Origin of the sequence: Stenotrophomonas sp. AR029, from assembly GCF_047520695.2 — a bacterium.
In the GTDB taxonomy this organism is placed as follows: Bacteria; Pseudomonadota; Gammaproteobacteria; order Xanthomonadales; family Xanthomonadaceae; genus Stenotrophomonas; species Stenotrophomonas sepilia.
Genome location: NZ_JAXBQQ020000002.1, coordinates 715,626 through 737,110, shown reverse-complemented (window position 1 = coordinate 737,110; position 21,485 = coordinate 715,626). Strand labels below are relative to the sequence as shown.

General features: G+C 66.3%; 21 protein-coding genes. 8 read left to right on the top strand and 13 right to left on the bottom strand.

Features of this window, described 5'->3' with window-relative positions:
• Positions 1 to 54: 54 nt before the first annotated feature.
• Both ACM0PB_RS09925 and ACM0PB_RS09920 read right to left on the bottom strand, forming a co-directional pair.
• On the bottom strand, positions 55 to 1,809 hold the full coding sequence (locus ACM0PB_RS09925; protein ID WP_065185996.1) for a peptide MFS transporter: 1,755 nt from the start codon (positions 1,807 to 1,809) through the stop codon (positions 55 to 57).
• Positions 1,810 to 1,888: 79 nt separating this feature from the next.
• Positions 1,889 to 3,037, bottom strand: coding sequence for an acetyltransferase domain-containing protein (locus tag ACM0PB_RS09920; RefSeq protein WP_065178120.1), 1,149 nt, complete (start codon positions 3,035 to 3,037; stop codon positions 1,889 to 1,891).
• 199 nt (positions 3,038 to 3,236) lie between these two features.
• Here ACM0PB_RS09920 and ACM0PB_RS09915 point away from each other — a divergent pair, with 199 nt between their 5' ends.
• The 3 genes from ACM0PB_RS09915 to ACM0PB_RS09905 all read left to right on the top strand — a co-directional run bounded on the left by ACM0PB_RS09915 (position 3,237) and on the right by ACM0PB_RS09905 (position 8,898).
• Entirely contained in the window at positions 3,237 to 5,201 is a 1,965-nt protein-coding gene (locus tag ACM0PB_RS09915; RefSeq protein WP_049435318.1) for an OPT family oligopeptide transporter, read from the top strand.
• 233 nt (positions 5,202 to 5,434) lie between these two features.
• A complete protein-coding gene (locus ACM0PB_RS09910; RefSeq protein ID WP_005415679.1) occupies positions 5,435 to 7,513 on the top strand; it encodes an alpha/beta hydrolase family protein in 2,079 nt (692 codons plus the stop codon).
• Between the two features lie 140 nt (positions 7,514 to 7,653).
• Complete coding sequence (locus ACM0PB_RS09905; protein ID WP_005415680.1) at positions 7,654 to 8,898, top strand: DUF819 family protein; 1,245 nt, start codon at positions 7,654 to 7,656, stop codon at positions 8,896 to 8,898.
• A gap of 63 nt (positions 8,899 to 8,961) precedes the next feature.
• On the opposite strand, the gene ACM0PB_RS09900 is transcribed toward ACM0PB_RS09905, so the two are convergent.
• From ACM0PB_RS09900 to ACM0PB_RS09880, 5 genes are read right to left on the bottom strand one after another with little or no spacing between them, the layout of a single operon-like run.
• Positions 8,962 to 9,441 carry a hypothetical protein gene (locus ACM0PB_RS09900; RefSeq protein ID WP_005415681.1) on the bottom strand — a complete coding sequence of 160 codons (480 nt, stop codon included), beginning with the start codon at positions 9,439 to 9,441 and terminating at the stop codon, positions 8,962 to 8,964.
• A 46-nt stretch (positions 9,442 to 9,487) separates the two neighbouring features.
• Positions 9,488 to 9,748 (bottom strand): cell division topological specificity factor MinE, encoded by a 261-nt coding sequence (gene minE, locus ACM0PB_RS09895; protein WP_005408532.1) that lies wholly within the window; start codon positions 9,746 to 9,748, stop codon positions 9,488 to 9,490.
• Between the two features lie 2 nt (positions 9,749 to 9,750).
• The gene (minD, locus tag ACM0PB_RS09890; RefSeq protein WP_005415682.1) at positions 9,751 to 10,560 is read right to left on the bottom strand and encodes a septum site-determining protein MinD; all 810 of its coding nucleotides are present in this window, start codon (positions 10,558 to 10,560) and stop codon (positions 9,751 to 9,753) included.
• 35 nt (positions 10,561 to 10,595) lie between these two features.
• Complete coding sequence (gene minC, locus ACM0PB_RS09885) at positions 10,596 to 11,441, bottom strand: septum site-determining protein MinC (protein ID WP_049413254.1); 846 nt, start codon at positions 11,439 to 11,441, stop codon at positions 10,596 to 10,598.
• Positions 11,387 to 11,983 (bottom strand): GNAT family N-acetyltransferase, encoded by a 597-nt coding sequence (locus tag ACM0PB_RS09880; RefSeq protein WP_005415684.1) that lies wholly within the window; start codon positions 11,981 to 11,983, stop codon positions 11,387 to 11,389. Before ACM0PB_RS09880 ends, minC begins: the two co-directional genes overlap by 55 nt.
• A 151-nt stretch (positions 11,984 to 12,134) precedes the next feature.
• On the opposite strand from ACM0PB_RS09880, the gene ACM0PB_RS09875 reads away from it, so the two are divergent.
• The 4 genes from ACM0PB_RS09875 to ACM0PB_RS09860 all read left to right on the top strand — a co-directional run bounded on the left by ACM0PB_RS09875 (position 12,135) and on the right by ACM0PB_RS09860 (position 15,757).
• The gene (locus ACM0PB_RS09875; RefSeq protein WP_053497662.1) at positions 12,135 to 13,331 is read left to right on the top strand and encodes a sensor histidine kinase; all 1,197 of its coding nucleotides are present in this window, start codon (positions 12,135 to 12,137) and stop codon (positions 13,329 to 13,331) included.
• A complete protein-coding gene (locus tag ACM0PB_RS09870) occupies positions 13,331 to 13,972 on the top strand; it encodes a response regulator (RefSeq protein WP_006424175.1) in 642 nt (213 codons plus the stop codon). The genes ACM0PB_RS09875 and ACM0PB_RS09870 overlap by 1 nt, the downstream gene beginning before the upstream one ends.
• Before the next feature lie 234 nt (positions 13,973 to 14,206).
• Positions 14,207 to 15,280, top strand: a complete 1,074-nt coding sequence (locus tag ACM0PB_RS09865) for a polyketide cyclase (RefSeq protein ID WP_005415686.1) — start codon at positions 14,207 to 14,209, stop codon at positions 15,278 to 15,280.
• Positions 15,281 to 15,385: 105 nt separating this feature from the next.
• Positions 15,386 to 15,757: a DUF423 domain-containing protein gene (locus ACM0PB_RS09860; RefSeq protein ID WP_005415687.1), complete on the top strand. Its 372-nt coding sequence runs from the start codon at positions 15,386 to 15,388 to the stop codon at positions 15,755 to 15,757.
• Between the two features lie 409 nt (positions 15,758 to 16,166).
• Here the strand turns inward: ACM0PB_RS09860 and ACM0PB_RS09855 are convergent, their stop codons facing one another.
• From ACM0PB_RS09855 to ACM0PB_RS09835, 5 genes are read right to left on the bottom strand one after another with little or no spacing between them, the layout of a single operon-like run.
• Positions 16,167 to 16,976, bottom strand: a complete 810-nt coding sequence (locus tag ACM0PB_RS09855; protein ID WP_065178116.1) for a M15 family metallopeptidase — start codon at positions 16,974 to 16,976, stop codon at positions 16,167 to 16,169.
• A 9-nt stretch (positions 16,977 to 16,985) separates the two neighbouring features.
• Positions 16,986 to 17,579 carry a PH domain-containing protein gene (locus ACM0PB_RS09850; protein ID WP_065178115.1) on the bottom strand — a complete coding sequence of 198 codons (594 nt, stop codon included), beginning with the start codon at positions 17,577 to 17,579 and terminating at the stop codon, positions 16,986 to 16,988.
• Between the two features lie 3 nt (positions 17,580 to 17,582).
• Positions 17,583 to 17,762, bottom strand: a complete 180-nt coding sequence (locus ACM0PB_RS09845; protein WP_005415690.1) for a DUF4177 domain-containing protein — start codon at positions 17,760 to 17,762, stop codon at positions 17,583 to 17,585.
• Positions 17,759 to 17,938 carry a type II toxin-antitoxin system antitoxin gene (locus tag ACM0PB_RS09840; protein WP_065178114.1) on the bottom strand — a complete coding sequence of 60 codons (180 nt, stop codon included), beginning with the start codon at positions 17,936 to 17,938 and terminating at the stop codon, positions 17,759 to 17,761. The genes ACM0PB_RS09845 and ACM0PB_RS09840 overlap by 4 nt, the downstream gene beginning before the upstream one ends.
• Before the next feature lie 45 nt (positions 17,939 to 17,983).
• Complete coding sequence (locus ACM0PB_RS09835; protein ID WP_061480381.1) at positions 17,984 to 18,865, bottom strand: SPFH domain-containing protein; 882 nt, start codon at positions 18,863 to 18,865, stop codon at positions 17,984 to 17,986.
• A 137-nt stretch (positions 18,866 to 19,002) separates the two neighbouring features.
• On the opposite strand from ACM0PB_RS09835, the gene purT reads away from it, so the two are divergent.
• Positions 19,003 to 20,190: a formate-dependent phosphoribosylglycinamide formyltransferase gene (purT, locus tag ACM0PB_RS09830; RefSeq protein ID WP_235649517.1), complete on the top strand. Its 1,188-nt coding sequence runs from the start codon at positions 19,003 to 19,005 to the stop codon at positions 20,188 to 20,190.
• 85 nt (positions 20,191 to 20,275) lie between these two features.
• Here the strand turns inward: purT and ACM0PB_RS09825 are convergent, their stop codons facing one another.
• The gene (locus ACM0PB_RS09825; RefSeq protein ID WP_065185994.1) at positions 20,276 to 21,481 is read right to left on the bottom strand and encodes an endonuclease/exonuclease/phosphatase family protein; all 1,206 of its coding nucleotides are present in this window, start codon (positions 21,479 to 21,481) and stop codon (positions 20,276 to 20,278) included.
• Positions 21,482 to 21,485: the final 4 nt, after the last annotated feature.

Genomic DNA, 21,485 nt, shown 5'->3' with positions numbered 1-21,485 from the left:
TGACAGGGCGGTGGATGATCATTCCGCCGCCCTGGTTTTCCGCAAGCGCGGGGTTTACTTCACCCCGTGCATCATCTTCTTCAGCAGCGGTGCGGCGATGAAGGCCGCCAGTGCGCAACCCAGGCCGATCCACATCAGCAGCCAGAACAGGTGCGCATAGGCGCCGGCTGCGGCCACCATGTCCAGCGATTCGCCTTCCGGCACCTCGATCGCGGCCAGCTTGCCGAACAGCGCGGCCAGCGTTTCCGAGAACGCGGTGGCCAGGAACCAGGTGCCCATCATCAGGCTCATCACCCGCGGCACGGCCAGCTGGGTCACTGCCGACAGGCCGACCGGCGACAGGCACATCTCGCCGCTGGCCAGCAGGAAGTAGGCCAGCACCAGCCACCACACGCTGGCCATCTCGCCAGTGGCGCCCACCTGCTGCGCCGCCAGTGCCAGCGGTACGAACGACAGTGCGCCAATCACCAGGCCCCAGGCCGACTTCACCGGCTTGCCCGGCTCCCAGCCGCGGCGGTCCATCCACGTCCACAGCGCGGCGAAGGCCGGCGCCAGCAGCACCAGGAACAGGCCGCCGAGGTAGGTGAGCGAACCTGCGGTCTGCGGGATCACCAGGCAGTCGCGCACCAGCAGCACCAGCATCAGCACGACAATGGCGGCGAAGAACGCGCGCGGTGCGGCCGAACCCGGGCGCCGTTCCGACAGGCGCGCGCTGACCACGAAGCCCAGCGGTGCCAGCAGCAGCGAGAGGATGGACCACGGCAGCGGCGTGCCGCCGGTGATCACCAGCGAGGGCACGATGTCCTTGGTCAGCAGGCGGTCGGTGAAGGTCACCCACGAGCCGTAGGACTGCTCGTACATCGTGAAGAACACCAGTGCCATGAAGATCAGCACCATCAGCGCGATCATCTGCTGGCGCTGCACCGGCGTGCATTTCGTGCCGGTGAACCAGGCGAACCAGACCAGCACGCCGCCCAGCACCACCAGCATCAGCATCAGCGCCAGGCTGATTTCTCCGCCCAGCGCGAACGCGCCGTTGCCGGCGGCCCACATCAGCCACGCCACCGGCAGCACACCAAGCACCGCGCACAGGTAGATGAGCCATTCGCGCGGCAGGCCCATCACCTTCTGCTTCAGCGCCGCCGGCTGCGGCGGTTCGGCGTGGCCCTGCAGGTACTTCTGGCCCCACAGGAACATCGCCAGGCCGGCCAGCATGCCGATGCCGGCTGCACCGAAACCGTACTTCCAGCCATAGGCCTCGCCGAGGAAGCCGCACACCAGCGAGGAGAACAGCGCGCCGAGGTTGATGCCGGCGTAGAACAGCGAGAAGCCCGAATCGCGGCGCGGGTCGTCCTTGGCGTACAGCTTGCCGACGATGGTGGAGATGTTCGGCTTCAGGAAGCCGACACCCATGATGATCAGCGCCAGCGACAGGTAGGTCACTGCGAGTGCGGAGGTGTCGCGCACCACTTCGCCATTCACCCGGTACGCGGCGTGGCCCTCGAAGGCCATGCCGAGGTGGCCCAGCACCAGCAGGATGCCGCCGAACAGCACCGCCCGGCGCATGCCCAGCCAGCGGTCGGCCAGCATGCCGCCGAACACCGGGATGCAGTACACCAGGCCGCCGTAGGCGCCGAGCAGGTCCAGGCCGGCCTTGTCGCCGAACAGGTGGTACTTGGTCAGGTACAGCAGCAGCAGCGCCTTCATGCCGTAGAAGGAGAAGCGCTCCCACATTTCGGTGAAGAAGCAGACGTAGACGCCCTTGGGATGGCCCAGGAAGTCGTCGGAAGCGATAGCGGTGGAATTCATCGCGGAATTATAGGCCTGTGACCTGATCCGCTTTCAGTAGATCCACGCCATGCGTGGATTGCCGGACTGGCCTGGGCGATCACAGGTATCGCAACCACGGCAGATCGCGCCTTCGCGCTTTGAACCGCGCGAAGGCCCGCGTCGGCGGGTACAGCACCACCGCCAGCGCACAGGCCACCAGCAGCAGGCCGCTGACCGAATCCAGGGCATACAGCTCGCCATGGGTCGGCCCCCAGGCCGCCAACGCGGCCAGGTACAGCCCCTTCAGTAAGTACAGGTGCAGCAGGTAGAAGAACATCGGCGCAGCGCCGATATCGGCCAGCGGCTGCAGTGCCCGCGCCAGCGGCGGCCATTCGTACAGCCGCAGCAGCAACACTCCCACGCCCAGGGTCAGCAGCAGGAACTGCAAGGACGGCGGGTACTTGGTGACGTTGAAGATGCTCAGCCAGGTACGCAGCGTGGTGGCCTGGTACTGCCACGGTGCATCCCCGTACTGGTTGGCCAACCGCAGCAATGCGAACAGGGCCAGCGCGCTGACGCCTGCCCACAGCAGCCAGCGCTGGCGCTGCTCCGGCGCGCGCGCGCGGCCAAACCAGGGCCCCATCAGATAACCCAGCGCAATCACCCCGATCCACGGCAGTACCGGATAGGAGGTGCGCAGGCGCAGCGTGCCAGCCTCGATCCAGTCGCGCTGGTGCAGTACTTTCCACAGCACCGCCAGCAGGCCATTGCCTTGCACCCGAAGGCCGTCGAACAGGTTGTGCCCGGCCACCACCGCGATTGCCAGCATCAGCAGGGCCGGGCGTGGCAGCCACAGCAGGCCGGCCAGCGCGATCATGCTCAGCCCGATGGCCCAGATCACCTGCAGGTACAGCGTGTGCGGCGGCAGCTGGAAGGTCCAGGCGAAGTTCACCAGGGTCAGTTCCAGCACCACCAGGAACAACCCGCGCTTGAGCAGGAAGGCGGCTGTGGCCCGGCGCGGATCCGGCTGGCGCTGGCCGTACAGCCAGGCCGACAGGCCGGTCAACAGGACGAACACGGGTGCGCACAGGTGGGCCAGCAGACGGCAGGCGAACAGCGCAGGGGAGACCGTGGCTGCGTCCATCGGGTCGCTCACCTGGTGCTGCAGGAAGAAGGTCTCGCGCACGTGGTCCAGCAGCATCAGCAGCATCACGGTGCCGCGCAGCTGGTCGATGGAGGCCAGGCGAGAGGAGGGGGAAGGGGGCATGCGATGCGAAAGCTACAGGGTAGTATTAAGATATAACATATCAATTCAGGTGATCCCAGCCGGACTTTGCCGTGTCTGCCGGTTCCGGCTTCACGCACAGCCTCATTGCGCTGTGGCGGCTGCCCCATCCTTTGGCACGCTGGACTTGATCTGTCCTGAACGCTAGCGTGGCAGGGATTTTTTGCCAGCAGGGGCTTCCATGAACCACGACGCTGCGCCCAAGCAGCTCACCTTCCGCGCAGTGGCCCTGGCCATCGTGCTGGCGGTGGTGCTGTCGGCCGCAAACGCCTACCTCGGCCTGTTCGCAGGCCTGACCATCGCCACCGCCATTCCCGCCGCGGTGATTTCCATGGGCGTGCTGCGCCTGCTGGGCGGTGGTTCCATCCTCGAGAACAACATCGTGCAGACCGGCGCCTCGGCCGGCTCGTCGATCGCCGCCGGTGTGATCTTCACCATCCCCGCGCTGGTGATCATGGGCTACTGGCCGGACTTCAAGTACTGGTGGGTGCTGGGCATCGCCGGCCTGGGCGGCCTGCTGGGCGTGCTGTTCTCGGTGCCGCTGCGCCGTTCGATGATCGTTGAAGACCCGCTGCCGTTCCCGGAAGGCAAGGCGGCGGCGGAAGTGCTCAAGGCCGGTGAGAACCCGGGTCCGGGCCTGAAGATCCTCGGCCTGTCGGCGGTGATCGGCGCCTTCGTCAAGCTGGCTGCGGAAAGCGGCATGCGCCTGATCCCGGACGCCTGGGCCACCTCGGCCTATGTCGGCAGCTCCAAGGTCACCGCCTTCATCGGCACCAACCTGTCGCCTGCACTGCTGGGCGTGGGCTACATCGTCGGCCTCAACGTCGGCATCGTGGTGGTATCCGGCTCGATCCTGACCTGGCACATCGCCATTCCGATCTACCAGGCGTTCTTCATGAACACCGATCCGGCATTGGCCGCGTCGGTTGCTGCGGCTTCCTCCACCGAGGCCGCGTTCGCCATCTGGGGCGCGAAGATGCGCTACCTGGGCGTTGGTGCGATGCTGATCGGTGGCATCTGGACCCTGATCTCGCTGCGCAAGTCGCTGCTCAACGGCGTCAAGAGCGGTTTCGCCGCGGCCCGCAAGAGTGGTGGCCCGGTGCTGGCGCATACCGAGCGCGACCTGCCGATGAAGTGGATGCTGGTCGCCCTGGTGGCGTTCGTGCTGCCGCTGCTGGCCCTGTATCAGGCCATCGTCGGCCAGTGGCACGTGTCGATCCCGATGACCCTCATCATGATCGTCGCCGGCTTCCTGTTCGTCTCGGTCTCGGCCTACCTGGCCGGCCTGATCGGTTCGTCCAACAATCCGGTCTCGGGCATCACCATCTCCACCATCCTGTTCGCCTCGGCCGTGCTGGTCGTGCTGCTGGGCGCTGACGGCCTCAAGCCGGTCGGTGCCGGCGGGGCGCCGCTGGGCGCGGTGGCCGCGATCATGATTGGTGCGGTGGTGTGCTGTGCCGCTGCGGTCGGTGGTGACAACCTGCAGGACCTCAAGGCCGGTTACATCGTCGGTGCCACCCCGTGGAAGCAGCAGCTGATGCTGGGCATCGGTGCGTTCTCGTGCGCACTGATCATGGCCCCGGTACTGAACCTGCTGGCCACTGCCTACGGCATCGGCGTGAAGTCCGAGCTGCACCCGAACGCGCTGGCGGCGCCGCAGGCCAACCTGATGGCCTCGGTGGCCAAGGGCCTGTTCGGTGGTGAACTGCCGTGGACCTTCATCGGCATCGGTGCTGTGGTCGGCGCTGCCATCATCGCCTTCGACAGCTGGCTGAAGTCCCGCAACGCGCGCTTCCGCGTGCCGGTGCTGGCCGCCGCCATCGGCATCTACCTGCCGCTGGAACTGATGGTGCCGATCTTCCTCGGCGGTCTGATCGCCCATCTGGTCGAGCGCTTCCACAAGGTGCGCGCCGATGACGAAGAAGGCCGCGACCGCGTGCACAAGCCGGGCGTGCTGTTTGCCGCCGGCCTGATCACCGGTGAGGCACTGATGGGCATCGCCATCGCGATTCCGATCGTGGTCAGCAGCCGCGCCGACGTGCTGGCGGTGCCGTTCCACCTGCCGGGCGCACAGTGGATCGGCCTGGCCGTGCTGTTCCTGGTCGGCTGGCTGATCTACCGCACCGGCAAGTACGCCAAGGCGTAAGCAATGGGGTCGGACGCCTTCCCGCAGGGAAGGGCTCCGACCCCGCGCTGACGGCGTCTGGGGTCAGAGCCGATTCCGCCGGAATCGGATCCGACCCCGGCGTCCCCACAAACCCCGCTTCGGCGGGGTTTGCTGTTTCTGGCGATTGCCCGCCTGCAGCCATGACCGATGGCCTTGGCAGCCCCGGCCATGCGGGCCTACCATCGGTTTTTTGCCGTCCTGCGGAGACCCCGATGAAACTGCGTCATGCCCTGCTGCCACTGAGCCTGCTGGCCGCCCTGCCCAGCGTCGCCGCTGCCCGTGGCCTGGAAGTCCGCGACATGGTGGCCATGGACCGCGTCTCCGCGCCGGTATTGACCGCTGACGGCGGCACCGTGGTGTTCGCCAAGCGCAGCGTGGATGCCAATCTCAAGGCCTCCACCGCGCTGTACGCGCGCAACCTGCGCACCCGCGACGCAGCGCCGCCGAAGCAGATCACCCCGGCCGGCTGGAACGTCAATTCCGCTTCGCTGTCGGCCGATGGCCAGACCGTGTATTTCCTCAGTGCCAGGAACGGCAGCCAGCAGCTGTACGCGCAGCCGATCAGCGGCGGCACGCCGCGCCAGCTGACCGACTTCCCGGTCGACGTGGACAGCTACCGTGTGTCGCCGCAGGACGACCGTGTGTTGTTCAGCGCCGGCGTGTTCCAGGCGTGCGCCTCGGACCTGGCCTGCACCGAGAAGAAGCTGAAGGAAAAGAAGGACGCCAAAGCCAGCGGCCAGGTGTGGGATTCGCTGTTCGTGCGCCATTGGGACACCTGGAACGACGGTCGCCGCAACACCCTGTTCGTCGCTCCGCTACCGGCAGCCAAGGCCGGTGCAGTCAAGGGCGCTTCGGCGCTGAGCGCGACCATCGATGGTGATGCGCCGTCCAAGCCGTTCGGCGGCAATGACGACTTCGTTTGGTCGCCGGACGGCGCCAGCGTGGTGGCCAGCATCCGCGTGGCCGGCAAGCAGGAGCCGTGGTCGACCAACTTCGACCTGTACCGCTTCGACGCCGCCGGCAAGCAGGCGCCGGTCAACCTGACGGCCTCCAACCCGGCCTGGGATGCCGGCCCGGTGTTCAGTGCCGACGGCAAGACGCTGTTCTACCGCGCGATGAAGCGCCCGGGCTTCGAGGCCGACCGCTTCGGCCTGATGGCGATGGACGTTGCCAGCGGCAAGACCCGCGAGATTGCCCCGCAGTGGGATCGTTCGGCCGGTGGCATCACCCTGTCCGCCGACGGCGCCAGCATCTACACCACCGCCGACGACCTCGGCGAACACCCGCTGTTCCAGATCGACGTGGCCAGCGGCAAGGCCACCAAGCTGATCGGCGACGGCAGCGTGACCGCGGTCGACGTGGCCGGCAACAGCGTGGCGATCACCCGCAACAGCCTGAAGAGCAACGACCAGGTGCTGGTCGGCCTGCTGCCGGCCGCGGGCGAAGCCATCGGCGAACTGCGCGCGCTGACCCCGGCCGCAGGCGAGGTGCTGAAGGACGTGTCCTTCGGCGACTACGAGCAGTTCGAGTTCAAGGGCTGGAACAACGACACCGTGCACGGCTACGTGGTCAAGCCGCACAACTACCAGGAAGGCAAGTCCTACCCGGTGGCGTTCCTGATCCACGGCGGCCCGCAGGGCAGCTTCGGCAATGGCTGGAGCTACCGCTGGAACCCGCAGACCTACGCGGGCCAGGGCTACGCGGTGGTGATGATCGACTTCCACGGCTCCACCGGCTATGGCCAGGCATTCACCGATGCGATCAGCCAGCACTGGGGCGACCGCCCGCTGGAAGACCTGCAGAAGGGCTGGGATGCGGCACTGAAGAAGTATTCCTTCCTCAACGGTGACAAGGCCTGCGCGCTGGGCGCCAGCTACGGCGGCTTCATGGTCAACTGGATCGCCGGCAACTGGAACGGCCCGTTCAAGTGCCTGGTCAACCACGACGGCGTGTTCGACCAGCGCATGATGGGCTACGCCACCGAAGAACTGTGGTTCACCGAGTGGGAGCAGGGCGGCACGCCGTACCAGAAGGCCGCCAACTACGAGAAGTTCAACCCGGTCAACCACGTGGCGGACTGGAAGAAGCCGATCCTGGTCATCCACGGCCAGCAGGACTTCCGCATTCCGGTCGAGCAGGGCCTGGCCGCGTTCACCGCCGCCCAGCGCCAGGGCATCGAATCGAAGTTCCTGTACTTCCCGGATGAAAACCACTGGGTGCTGAAGCCGAACAACAGCATCCTGTGGCATGACACCGTCAATGCCTGGCTGAAGCAGCACATCGGCAATTGATGATTGCAGCGCCGCCCTTCGGGGCGGCGCTTTTGTTTCACCCTCTGCTTTACCGGTGGGTGCCGACCGTTGGTCGGTGCACCTTCCGGATCTGCCGCCAACAGCAGCCGGCCAGCGGCCGGCTCTACCAGAGCGCCTGCATGCCTTCGACTGCCCTGATCCAGAACGACATCGTCGTCTTCGGTTTGATCGCCGCCACCCTTGGCGCCGTGTTCTGGACCGCCTCGCGAGAGCAGGGCCTGTGGAAGCGCGTCTACACCTTCGTGCCGGCCCTGCTGCTGTGTTACCTGATTCCCGGCATCTACAACACCGTGGGCCTGATCGACGGGCAGAACACCCGGCTCTACAACCCGATCGCGCGCGACATCCTGCTGCCGGCGGCGCTGATCCTGCTGACCCTTGCGGTCGACATCAAGGGCATCCTGCGGCTTGGCCCGAAGCTGGTGCTGATGTACCTGGGTGCCTCGGCCAGCATCATGCTCGGTGCGGTGGTGGCGTTCCTGCTGATGCGTGCCGTGCATCCGGAAACCGTGGCCGGAGACACCTGGGCGGGCATGGCCGCGCTGGCGGGCAGCTGGATCGGCGGCGGCGCCAACATGCTGGCGATGCGTGAAGTGTTCGACGTCAATGCGACCACCTTCGGACAGTTCGCGGTGGTCGACGTCGGGGTCGGCTACGTATGGATGGCCGCGCTGATCTTCCTGGCCGGGCGCGCGGCGAAGATCGACGCGCGCAGTGGCGCCGATACCTCGGCCATCGATGAGCTGAAGGAGCGCATCGCGCGCTTCCAGGCCGAACACGAACGCATTCCCAGCCTGACCGACCTGATGCTGATCGTGGCGGTGGCCTTCGGCGGTGTCGGCCTGGCTCACGCCATTGGCGCACCGCTGGCGGCGTGGTTCAAGGCGAATGTCAGCTGGGCTGCGCAGTTCAGCCTGGACGCGCCGTTCGTGTGGGTGGTGGTGCTGTCGACCACGCTCGGCCTCAGCCTGAGTTTCACCCGTGCGCGCAACCTGGAAGGCGCGGGCGCATCGCGCCTGGGCTCGCTGCTGCTGTACTTCCTGATCGCCTGCATCGGCATGCAGATGGATCTGCTGGCGCTGCTGGACCGCCCGTGGCTGTTCCTGCTGGGCATCATCTGGATCAGCGTGCACATCGTGCTGCTGTGGTGCCTGGGCAAGCTGCTGAAGGTACCGTTCTTCTATTTCGCCATCGGTTCGCAGTCGAACATCGGTGGCCCAGCCTCGGCGCCGGTGGTGGCCGCGGCGTTCCATCCGGCCCTGGCGCCGGTCGGCGTGCTGCTGGGGACGATGGGCTATGCCACCGGCACGTACCTGGCCTACATCGTCGGCATCACCCTGCGCGCGCTGGCCGGGCAGGGCTGATACGGTGATGGGGTCAGATCCCTTTTGCGACGCAAAAAGGATCTGACCCCGGTTCCCGGTGAATCACGCCACCGGCAAGCCGCGTTCGATCAACCACGCCTTCGCGTCTTCGGCGTCCTGTTCAAACCACGCCTGGGTAGATCCCAGCCGATACGTATATCCCCACGCATCCATGTCGGCCATCAGCCGCTGGCTGCCGACACCGGGCAGCTGCCCGGCCAGCACGATCTGCAGGTAGCAGGTCGCGTCTTCCTCGGCCACCGAGTCGGTGGCATCGGTGTGCACCTGCGCACGCCGTTCCGGCGGCAGTACGATCAGGTGGCAGGCCTCATGCAGCATCGAGTGCACGGGCGTGTCATCGCGTACGTACACGTTGCTGGCGATGATGCCGGCCTCTGGCTCGCCCCAGTAACTGCCGGGAATCGGTTCGCCGGGCGCCACGTGGTGCAGCCGAAGGCCATGCGCGGCGAGCAGGCGCTGCGCGTCGGCGAAGGCGATGTCGCCCACGCAGGTGATGTCCACGGCGGTTGTCGTATCGGTCATGCGGGTCAGACAGCCCCGCCCATGCAGGCACGGGCGGGGCAGGGGATCAGGGCTTGTCCGGACCTTCGGGCAGCGCCACGGAAATGTCCAGCACGTCGTGCTGGCCATCCTTTACCAGGTCGACCTTCACCGCATCGACGTCGATGTTCACGTACTTCTTGATCACTTCCAGCAGCTCGCGCTGCAGCAGCGGCAGGTAGTCCGGGCCACCACGGTGGCTGCGTTCCTGCGCGATGATGATCTGCAGGCGGTTCTTGGCGGTTTCGGCGGTGGTCTTCTTCGCTTTGAGGAAATCAAACAGGCCCATGCTTACCCTCCGAACAGCTTGCTGAAGAAGCCCTTCTTCTCGACGTTGGTGAAGCGCATCGGGCGTTCTTCGCCGAGGATGCGCGCGACGGCGTCTTCATAGGCCTGGCCGGCAGCGGATTCGACATCCAGGATGACCGGCTCGCCCTTGTTGGAGGCGTTGAGCACGTCGCCCGATTCCGGAATCACGCCGATCGCCTTCAGGCCGAGCACTTCCTCGACGTCGGCGATGCTCAGCATCTCGCCGCTTTCCACGCGCAGCGGGGTGTAGCGGGTCAGCAGCAGGAAGGCCGGCACGTCCTGGCCGGACTCGGCCTTGTGGGTCTTCGAGTCGAGCAGGCCGATGATGCGGTCGGAGTCGCGCACCGACGACACTTCCGGGTTCACCACCACCACCGCACGATCGGCGAAATACATCGCCAGGAAGGCACCCTTCTCGATGCCGGCCGGGGAGTCGCAGATGATGTAGTCGAAACCGTCGGCGGCCAGGTCCTTCAGGACCTTGCCCACGCCTTCCTGGGTCAGTGCGTCCTTGTCGCGGGTCTGCGAGGCGGCCAGCACGTACAGGTTGTCAAAGCGCTTGTCCTTGATCAGGGCCTGCTTGAGGGTGGCTTCGCCGTGCACGACATTGACGAAGTCATACACCACGCGGCGTTCGCAGCCCATGATCAGGTCGAGGTTGCGCAGGCCGACGTCGAAGTCGATCACCGCCACCTTCTTGCCGCGCCGCGCCAGGCCGCAGGCCAGGCTCGCGCTGGAAGTGGTCTTGCCGACGCCGCCCTTGCCGGAGGTGACTACGATGATTTCAGCCAAAGGACTTCTCCTGATGATTCTGTTTGGGGGCTGCGTCAGTCCAGCGCAGCGATCTTGATCTGGTCCTGTTCCAGCCAGACCTGCACGGCCTTGCCGCGCAGGTTGTCCGGGACATCGTCCAGTACCTTGTAATGGCCGGCAATGGCGACCAGTTCCGCATGGAAATCACGGCAGAAAATGCGTGCCGCAGTGTTGCCCTGGGCCCCTGCCAGCGCGCGGCCGCGCAGGGTGCCGTAGATGTGGATGCTGCCATCGGCAATGACCTCGGCGCCGGCGCCGACGGTGGCCATCACGGTCAGGTCGCAGTTCTCCGCGTACAGCTGCTGGCCCGAACGCACGTTGCCCAGCTGCATGCGGCCCGGCTTTGGTGCAGCCGCGTCGGCCACCTTGGCCACCGGCGTTGCCGGGGCCGGCTTCGGTTCGGCACGGGCTGCGCGGCGCGGCTCCGGTGCAGGCGGCGGCGGGGCCGGTTCGGCCTCGGCACGCTCGTACTGCGCTCGGAACTTGGCCAGCAGCGGCAGGCCGAGCTGCTGCGAGAGCAGGTCGATCGCGCTGGTGCCATAGGCAAGCGCCACCGGCAGCACGCCGGCGCTGCGCAGGCCATCGACCAGCGCCTGCGCGGTGGCCACATCCGGCACCTGGCTCAGGCCGCCGAAGTCGAGGATCACCGCGGCGCGGCCGAACAGCTTCGGGGCGCGGGTCACGCGCTCGCGCATTTCCTGCACGAGGCGTTCGACATCAAGGGTACGGATGCGCAGGTTGGCGATGCCCACCTGGCCGATCTTCAGTTCACCGGCCTGTTCGTAATCGAAATTCACCGCCACGCTCAGGTCCCCGTCGGCCGCTGTGCCTGCGCCGGCAGCTGCCGTGCGCGTGTCCATGCCACATCCGGCAGCTTGCCGCCGTAGGTCTCCTTGACCCAGGGGTAGCTGCACAGTTCCTTGGCCAGCATGCTGGCGCGCACATCGACCTGCGGCATCGTGTTCTGGCCCAGCTCGCGGAAGCCGAAGCTGCCGTGGAAGAGCAGGGCGGCATCGGCGCCATGGTCGAGGAAGACTTCGCAGGTCATCTGCGGGTAGCGCAGTTCGGCGAAGCTCTGCGCGTCGGCATAGAACGCACGGCCGACGCCGCCGCCACGACGGCGGCTGGCGACCACGATGCGGTCGATATAGAAGAACGGGGTGTCCAGCTGCTGCTTGAACCAGGCGAAATTGCTGCTGTCGTGCTGGCTGTCGCTGCCAAAGCCGATCAGGAAGCCGGCCAGGTTGCCGTCGCGCTCGGCGACGCGGAAGTATTCAGCGGTTTCATAGAACAGGCGCAGGCGAGCCGCATCCAGGGGAAGGATGGCCAGGCCAGCATTGTTGTTCAAAGCCAGGACGGAATCGAGCTCGTGCTCGCGCACGTCGCGGATGACAATCGACATTGTGACTCCGTGGGGTAACGCGGTTGGTCCATCAAGGGACCCTGCGCACGATTATTGCATGCCCGGGGTGGGCTGCGGCATGAACAGGCGACTGCAGGGGCATGACTTCCGTGGGAGTGCGCGACGCAGGCCGGGCCCGTAGAGTGCTGGCATGTTGGGAGTCCTCAGCCATACCCGCGTCCTCCGCCTGGCCGGCCTGTTCACCTGGGTCATGGTCGGCCTGCCGCTGGCGTACTCGCAGTTCGAGAACCTGCACAGCCGCGCTGACATGGGCGGCTGGGCGATCCTGCTGTTCGTTGCCTACCTGTCCTTCGGCACGGCCTACTACTGGCTGACCCGCATCCTGCGCAGCGACAGCCACACCAGCTGGCTGGACCGCAGCCTGCTGCTGTTGCTGACGGTCTCGGCGCTGGGGGTCAGCTTCCTCAGCGGGTCGGGCCTGGGCAGCATCCTGATGATGGTCGCCGCCGGGGTCATTCCGTGGATGCTGTCGGTACGGCTGGGGGTGCTGTGGCTGCTGGTCAGCCAGCTGGCCGTGGCTCCGGTCTACTACATGCTGCTGCGCTTCCCGCTGTTCGAAGCGGTGATGCAGTCGCTGCTGTACGGCGGCTTCTCCATGTTCATCTTCGTGACCAGCCTGGTTGCGCGTCAGCAGACCGAGGCCCGCGACGAGCAGCGCCGGCTCAATTCAGAGCTGCGCGCCACCCGCGCCCTGCTGGCCGAGAGCGCGCGGGTCAACGAGCGCACCCGCATTTCGCGCGAACTGCATGACCTGCTGGGCCACCAGCTGACCGCGCTGACCCTGAACCTGGAGGTCGCCGGGCACCTGGCCGAGGGCCAGGCCCTGGATCACGTGAAGCGCTCGCACGCGCTGGCCAAGCTGTTGCTGGGCAACGTGCGCGAGGTCGTGAGCCAGCTGCGCGAGACCGGCGCGATCGATCTGGCCGCGGCCCTGCGCCCGCTGACCGAGAACGTGCCCTCGCTGGACATCCAGCTGGAGATCGAGGATCCGCTGAACGTGGAGGACCCGCAGCGGGCCCACGTACTGCTGCGCTGCACCCAGGAGATCATCACCAACGCGGTGCGCCATGCCAGTGCCCGCCACCTGTGGATCAAGGTGTACCGTGAAGCCCCCGATCGGGTGGTGGTCGAGGCCCGCGACGACGGTGTCGGCGCGGATATGGTCAATGTGGGCAATGGCTTGCGCGGCATGCGCGAGCGCCTGCAACAATGTGGTGGCCAGCTGCAGATCGAAACCCGCCCCGGTGAGGGTTTCCGGCTGCGGGCGACGGTGCCGGCAACGGTGCTGGTGGCGGCCCTTACCAAGGTTCCTGAAGGAGTGCGTTGATGATTCGCGTCTGCCTGGTCGACGACCAAACCCTGGTGCGGCAGGGAATCCGCTCCCTGCTGGCGCTCGACGACGGCATCGAGGTGGTGGCCGAGGCCGGCGACGGCCGGCAGGCGGTCGAGCTGATCCCCCAGGTACGCCCCGACGTGGTGCTGATGGACATGCGCATGCCGGTGATGTCGGGGCTGGAGGCCCTGCAGGTGCTGTCGCGGCAGGAACAGCTGCCGCCGACCATCATCCTCACTACCTTCGACGACGATCAGCTGGTGCTGGCCGGGCTCAAGGCCGGTGCCAAGGGCTACCTGCTCAAGGACGTCACCCTGGCACAGCTGGTCGGTGCCATCCGCACCGTGGCCGACGGGGGATCGCTGGTGCAGCCGGCGGTAACCCAGCGCCTGCTGTCCGGCCTGGAGCACATGCGCAATGAATTCGTCAGCCTGGACCGCCCGGACCCGCTGACCGACCGCGAGACCGAGATCCTGCGGCTGATGGCCAGTGGCTTCTCCAACAAGGAGATCGCCAATTCGCTGGGCGTCGCCGAGGGCACCATCAAGAACCACGTGTCCAACATCCTTTCCAAGCTGGGTGTGCGCGACCGTACGCGTGCCGTATTGAAGGCCTTCGAACTCCAGCTGGTATAAGAAAAATCTTTCAAGTACAAAGACTTGGGTCGTGGCCGGGGGGTTCCGCCAGGGTTGACCCCTACTTGCCGGGTAGCGGTATGCGTTACCCTTCGAATCCTTTGTCCATACAAATACGCAGCCGGCAGGGAAACCGGTGCGCCAATCCCGATAAACAATGCCCGCGAAGCCTGCTAGGATTGGCGCTTCGCTTCAATCAACCCGGCCGTGGGATCGGCCCCGGAGACTCTCTGAATGACCCGTATTATCGAGTTCCTGATCGCCTTGGGGATCGTGGCTGGCCTGTTCGTCATCATTGGCGTATGTCTGCCGGGCGAGCGTCACATCACCGAAAGCATCGAGACCAACCGCAAGATGACGATCGTGTACGACACGGTCAGCAGCCTGCGCCGCTTCAAGGACTGGAACCCGCTGGTACTGCGCGATCCCGCCGTTGACCTGAAGCTGTCCGGCCCGGCCTCGGGTGTCGGTGCCACCCTCGACTTCACCTCCAAGGACCTGGGTACCGGTTCCTGGAAGATCACCGAAGCCGAAGAGAACAAGCGTGTTGTGATCGCCATCGAGGACGCCACCAAGGGTCACGACAAGGTCACCACCTTCAACCTGGAGCCGACCGGCAAGGGCGGTCGCAACGTCAAGATCACCCAGGACTACTCGGTGAAGTACGGCTTCGACCTGTTCGGCCGTTACGCCGGCCTGTATGTCAGCCGCCAGATCGGCGACGACATCAAGATGGGTCTGTCGCGCATGGCCAACATGCTCGCAACCGTGCCGAACGTGGACTACCGCACGCCGGAAGCCCCGCTGACCGACCTGGCCATCGTTGAAGTGCCGGCCGAGAACCTGCTGGTGGTCAACGCCGGCAACGTGGACCGCGGTCAGGACACCATCACCAAGTCCATCAAGGACAACCAGGAGTGGATCAAGCGCGTGATGGAGGCCAATGGCCTTGAAGCTGCCGGTCCGTTCCGCATCATCACAACCGACTTCGGCCAGGAGAAGTACGCCTTCGACATTGCCCAGCCGGTGAAGAAGAAGGGTGCCGAAGGTGCTGCTGCCGACGAGCTGACCGTCAAGATCGACGGCGGCGCTCCGGTCAAGTACGTGCACGTTGCTCCGCACCGTTCGGCGCATGCGGCCTACACCGGCCACATGGCGGGTCTGGACGTGGCGCGCAACGGCCTGCGTGCCTGGGCCGTGACCTCGGGCAACGAAGTCATCGACCGTCCGTACGAAACCTGGAAGGACGGCATCGACAAGTCGTTCACCCCGGAAGGTACCTACGACATCTACTGGGCCGTCAAGTAATCCCCGGCTGAGCCATGTAGTGTTGGACACGAAAACGCGCCGCTCATTGCGGCGCGTTTTTTTTTCATCCGGCGCCCGGCAAGGGGCGCTGCGCAAGGAGCCCTCATGTTCAATCTGGAACGTCGCGCACGTAAGCCTTCCCTGCTGGCCTGCCTCGGGGCGCTGTTGGCTGCCGTCTCGATCGGCCTGTCTGCCTATGCATCGCATGGCGTGGCCGACCCGTTGGCGCAGCAGCATCTGAACATGGCGGCGCTGTATGCGTTCGCGCATGGCGCGGTGCTGGTCGCGCTTGGGCCGCGCGCGCAGGGGGTGATCGCACACCTGGCGCTGTACGTGCTGCTGCTGGGGGTCCTGCTGTTTTCCGGCAGCCTGGTGGGTGGGGCGTTGTGGCAGTGGCCGACACGGATGGCGCCGATCGGTGGCACCAGCATGATGGCCGGGTGGGTATTGCTGGCGATCAATGCGTTGAGGCGGTGAGGGTCGCAGGGCTGTCGCTCCGATCCATGCCGATGCGATCGTGATGGTTCATGGGCGTTACTTTTCTTTTCGCGCGAAAAGAAAAGTAACCAAAAGAAACGCGCCGCCGGCCGCGAGCCGGTGCTGTGCACCGGTCCCCTGTGCTCCTCGGCCCGTCGAGGGGCGGTGCGGAGAGCAGCCGAGCATGGCTCGGCTCTACAGAATCGCAAGCACCTCTTCGCCCTCGCCGGACCTGCGGTGCTCGGCTCGCTTGAAGGCGGACCCAACAGCCGCGCGCTGATCCCTTATAGAGACTTCGAGCGAAGCGACCGGCTTCTGTCTTTGCCTTCTTGTTCCATCTCGTGGTGGGCGCGCGCGGAATCCGCCCGGACAGCTCCATGAATTTCGCCCTGCGGCCGTCACGAGGGGCTCAGCCGTTGGCCGGTCTCCAGCACCAGTGCCAGGGTTCGTAGACGATGCCGTGCGGGTTGTCGCGCGGGTAGCTCAACCGGAAGCCGTGCCCAGCGGCATGGGCCTGCAGCCAGGCGAACGCGTCGGTGGCTTCAAATGATTCCTCGGCCGGGGCATCGCCCGGCGTACCGATGTCCAGCGCGTGGCCGCTGTGGTGTTCACTGAACCCCGGCGCGGCATTCACCTTCAGGATCTCCGTCACGCTCAGCCCGCGTGCCAGCTTCCGTTCGAAGATGCCCAACTGGTAGGCATGGCTGCGGAAGCCGGAGATTGCATCCAGTGCGATGCCATCCTGCGCGGCGTGCAGGCGCATCCGTCGCCAGCCCTGCGCGGCGCCACGGCGCAGCCACAACGGGCGGCCGAAGCGGTCGCGGCCAGCGAAGTGCAGCAGGCACGGTTCGGGTTCCAGCGGCAGGCCACTGTCGTCGGCATAGCGCTGGGCATCCAGGCCGAGCTGCTGCAGGCGCTGCTGCAGCCCGGCGAGGGGCAGCCACTGCGCTTCCAGATTTGCACCGAACGGCCGGGCCGCAGCTGCATCCAGCAAGGCCAGTGCTTCCTCGGCCCCGGGCTCGCGCGCCAGGCGCGGCACCATGGCGTGCACGCCGTGTTCCACCACCGCCGCCAGGTAACGGCCATCGCACTTGCGCCGCAGCACCCAGTTCGCTCGTGACAGCAGGCGCGCGTCGAGATTGCTGCGCGCACGCAGCAGGCCGGCCGGCCACAACTCGATGGCTTCGGTATTGATCAGCAGGGGCAGGCGTCGTTGCATCGCCGCAGCTTACTGCCGCGGGCCCGGCACGGCCACCTTGCGCAGTGCTTCCAGCAGCGCCTGTGGCCGATCGAGACTGAGCAGCAGGGTGCTGCCATCGCGGACCGGCAGGGCGAGGACGCTCGCGCGGTTGGTGACCAGGGCGAAACCCTTGCCACCGCCCTGCAGGCGAAAGTGACCGGAATAGAAGCCCGGCATCGCGTAGCCGTTGGTCTTGAAGCGGATGCCATAGCGGGGGTCACGCTGCAGGTCGACCACCTCGGCCTGGTCCAGCCGCAACTGCGCCACCGGAACGCGGCGGCGGTACATCGTCGAACGCACGTCCAGCATGCCATCGGCCAGTTCCACCCGGCGGCGGAAGAATGCTGCGCCCAGCCCGATGCCTAGCGCTGCAATGACCAGCAGGCTCCAGGCGGCGCTGCCGCCCATCCGGAACCAGGGTGGCGACAGCGTTACTTCGATCCAGGGCGCCGTCGCCGGCGCCTTGTACAACTGCGCATACAGGCAGGCCACGAAGGCGGCGAGCAGGGGCAGCACGATCCACAGCACGCGCAACGGCGAGCTCTCGGCCACCTCGTACTGTTTCGGATCGCTGGCGCCCATGGCTCAGGCCTCCTTCTTGAACACCAGCATCGCCGGGCGCATCGGTGCGGGGATGATGATGTTGACCAGTTCCCAGCCCAGTTGGCCCTGGCGGCTCAGCTCGCTCTGGATGTCCTCGGCCTTGAGCAGGCCCATCATGGACGTCTTGACCTCGATCGTCTGGTAGCTCCAACGCTTGCTCATTCCTTGTCCTCCGAAGATGGCGTGGGTTTCGGCAGGCGTCCTGCCTTGCGCAGGGCGTCGCGCAGCACGTATTCGATCTGTGCGTTGAGGCTGCGCAGCTCGTCGTCAGCCCAGCGTTGCGCCGCGGCCAGGACCTCGGCGTTGATGCGCAGCGGATAGGCTTTCTTCTCACTCATGCAAGCTCCTGGCGGGGCGGTGGGGCGCCCCGTTGCGAGGGTGGTTCAGTACAGCGAACCGGCGTTGACGATCGGCTGGGTGCCGCGGTCCGAGCACAGCACGGTCAGCAGGTTGCTGACCATGTGCGCCTTGCGTTCCTCATCCAGCTGCACCACGCCGTTCTTCTGCAGTTCGGCCAGGGCCATTTCAACCATGCCGACCGCACCGGCCACGATGCGCGTGCGTGCAGCGATCACTGCGTTGGCCTGCTGCCGCTGCAGCATCGCCTGGGCGATTTCGGCGGCGTAGGCGAGGTGGCTGATGCGTGCGTCGATCACCTGCACGCCAGCGTCGGCCAGGCGTTCGGCCAGCTCGTTCTTCAGGTGCTGGGAGATCTCGCTGGCATGGCTGCGCAGCGCCAGCTGTCCCTCCTCGTGCTGGTCGTAGGGATAGCTGGTGGCCATCGCGCGCAACGCCGATTCGGACTGGATGTGCACGAAGCTCTCGTAGTCGTCCACGTTGTAGACGGCCTCGGAGGCATCGACCACCTGCCAGACGATGACCGCAGCAATCTCGATCGGGCTGCCGTCCAGCTCGTTGACCTTCAGCTTGCCGCTCTCGAAGTTGCGCACGCGCTGGCTGACCCGGCGCTTGGCATAGAAGGGGTTGTTCCAGCGCAGGCCGTTGTCCTTGACGGTGCCGACGTACTTGCCGAACAGGCTCAGCACCGCCGCCTGGTTGGGCTGGATGGTGTACAGGCCGGCCAGGATGAAGACCGCAGCGAAGATCACCAGCATGCCGGCCAGCATCAGCAGCAGGTTCGGTGAGCCGGAACCGGTCCTGGTCGTCGCCCCGAGTACGAACAGTGCGGTACCCGCCAGCGCGACCAGCAGGGATCCGGCCAGGGTGCCCAGGCCGTTGAGGGAGGCAAGCGACTTCTCTTTCATGGCGGTACGTCCTTGAGGGTTCGAATTGAAGATATCAAATTGATATCACTTGTCGACTACCGTTCGTCGGATGCCATGGTCAGGGTGCGCGGCCAGCTAGAATGCCCACCCGCCTTCACGTCGCTGCTGGAACCGCCATGGCCAAGCTTGGAACTCCGTTGTCCCCCTCCGCCACCCGCGTGCTGCTGCTGGGCTCGGGCGAACTCGGCAAGGAGGTGGCCATCGAGCTGCAGCGGCTGGGCGTGGAAGTGATCGCCGCTGACCGCTACGCCGATGCCCCGGCCATGCAGGTCGCCCACCGCTCGCACGTGATCGACATGCTCGATGCGATGGCGCTGCGCGCCCTGATCGCCCAGGAGCAGCCGCATCTGGTGGTGCCGGAGATCGAGGCCATCCATACCGAGACCCTGGTCCAGCTGGAGCAGGAGCAGGGCCTGCGGGTGATCCCGACTGCGCGCGCCGCACGCCTGACCATGGACCGCGAGGGCATCCGCCGCCTAGCCGCCGAAACCCTGGGCCTGCCGACCTCGCCCTACCGCTTCGTCGATACCGAGGCCGAATACCGCGCTGCCGTGGCTGCCATCGGCCTGCCGTGCGTGGTCAAGCCGGTGATGTCGTCCTCGGGCAAGGGCCAGAGCACCCTGCGCAGCGAAGCGGACATCGCTCCGGCCTGGGAGTACGCACAGACCGGTGGCCGTGCCGGTGCCGGCCGCTGCATCGTCGAAGGTTTCATCGATTTTGATTACGAGATCACCCTGCTGACCGTGCGCCACGCCGGCGGCACCTCATTCTGTGCGCCGATCGGCCACCTGCAGAAGGATGGCGATTACCGCGAAAGCTGGCAGCCGCAGCCGATGTCGAGCGCGGCACTGGCACGTGCCGAGGAGATCTCACGTGCGATCTCCGACGACCTTGGCGGCTGGGGCCTGTTCGGCGTCGAGCTGTTCGTGAAGGGCGACGAAGTGTGGTTCAGCGAAGTGTCGCCGCGCCCGCACGACACCGGCCTGGTGACGCTGGTATCGCAGGAGTTGAGCGAGTTCGCGCTGCATGCGCGCGCCATCCTCGGCCTGCCGATCCCGGTGATCCGCCAGAGCGGCCCGTCGGCGTCGTGCGCGCTGTTGGCACACGGCGAGGGCGTGCCGTACTTCAACAACGTCGCCGCTGCATTGCAGGTGCCGGATACTGCCGTGCGCCTGTTCGGCAAGCCGAGCGTGCATGGCCACCGCCGCGTCGGTGTGACCCTGGCGCGCGCGGAAACCATCGACGAAGCACGCGCCATCGCGCGTGATGCCGCCGACGCCATCGGCGTCGAGCTGCGCCCCTGAAAAAGGAGCGACGACCAACGGTCGTCGCCTACCGAAACCCGGTGGGTACCGACCGTTGGTCGGTACGCTCAACGTGCAGTCGACTCTACCGCACGTCCACCCACACCAGGTGGTGGTCGCTGCCGTCGGCGATCTTCGCTTCCGGGCTTTCATTGGCCGGCCAGAAGATGCCGCTGCCCACGTACTCGAAACCGGTCGAGGGAAGCACGTAGTCCAGGCGCATGGTGCCGGACTTCGGGCCGAAATCGCCGGTGGCGTGGAACGGTGCGCCCTTGCGTTCGATGCCCTTGGCCGCATAGGCCAGGCTGGTCTGCTCGCCGCCGACGCTGCGCGGGGTGGGGTAGCGCAGCACGCGCGCGTTCTCGATCAGCTCGACGATCGCCTCGTGGCGGCCATCGCCATCGACCGGGTCGTTGTTCAGATCGCCGAGGATCACGAAGCGCGCGTCCTCCGCCAAGCCGCCGCACTGGCCCTTGTCGTCGCACAGCCAGGGCTTCTCACCCTTGGACAGGTATTCCTGCCACAGGCGCAGTTCGTCGTGGTTGCGTGCCGCGTTGCGCTTTTCCGGGCCGTCGAACACCGGCGGCGTCGGATGCGAGACCAGCGCGTGCACCACGCCGGCCGGGGTCTTCACCGGCACGTCCCAATGCGACTTCGACGACAGGCGCAGCTGCGACCACACATGGTCGTTGTAGAAGCTCTGGCCGGTACGTGGGTCGACCGGGCGGATCGCGCCGGGCATCGCGCTCCACTTCAGCAGCTGGAAGCTGCGCACCTTGGCTTCGTCGATCGGGTAGCGCGACAGCACCAGCATGCCGTACTGGCCCGGGTGCAGGCCGTAGCCCCAGGCATCGTTGCCGCGGCTGCGGCCTTCGCCGCCGACCACGCCGTTGTTGTCCAGATCCAGGCCGCTGGGCACACCGGTGTTGACCGGCGCCAGGTAGCGGTAGGCAAAGTGCAGCGGCTTGCCGCCGCCGGGCTGGGCGACTTCCAGGTAGCGCTTCTGGAACAGGTCGGCGGCGCGATGGGCATCGTCGAAATCGAATTCATTCAGCAGTACCAGGTCCGGGCGCACCTGCTGCAGCACGGCGGCGATCTTGCGTGCGTGCTCGCTGTCGCCCTCCAGTTCCTTGATCAGGCCACCGGCATCATCGGAGTACAGCGAAGTGTTGTAGGTGGCCAGGCGCAGCGCAGTGGACGGCTTCTCAGTCATCGCGGGGGACGTGGCAAAGGCGGGGGCGGTGGCGCCGCAGAGCAGGGCCAGGGCGAGGATCAGGGGTTTGGCGTTCATCCCC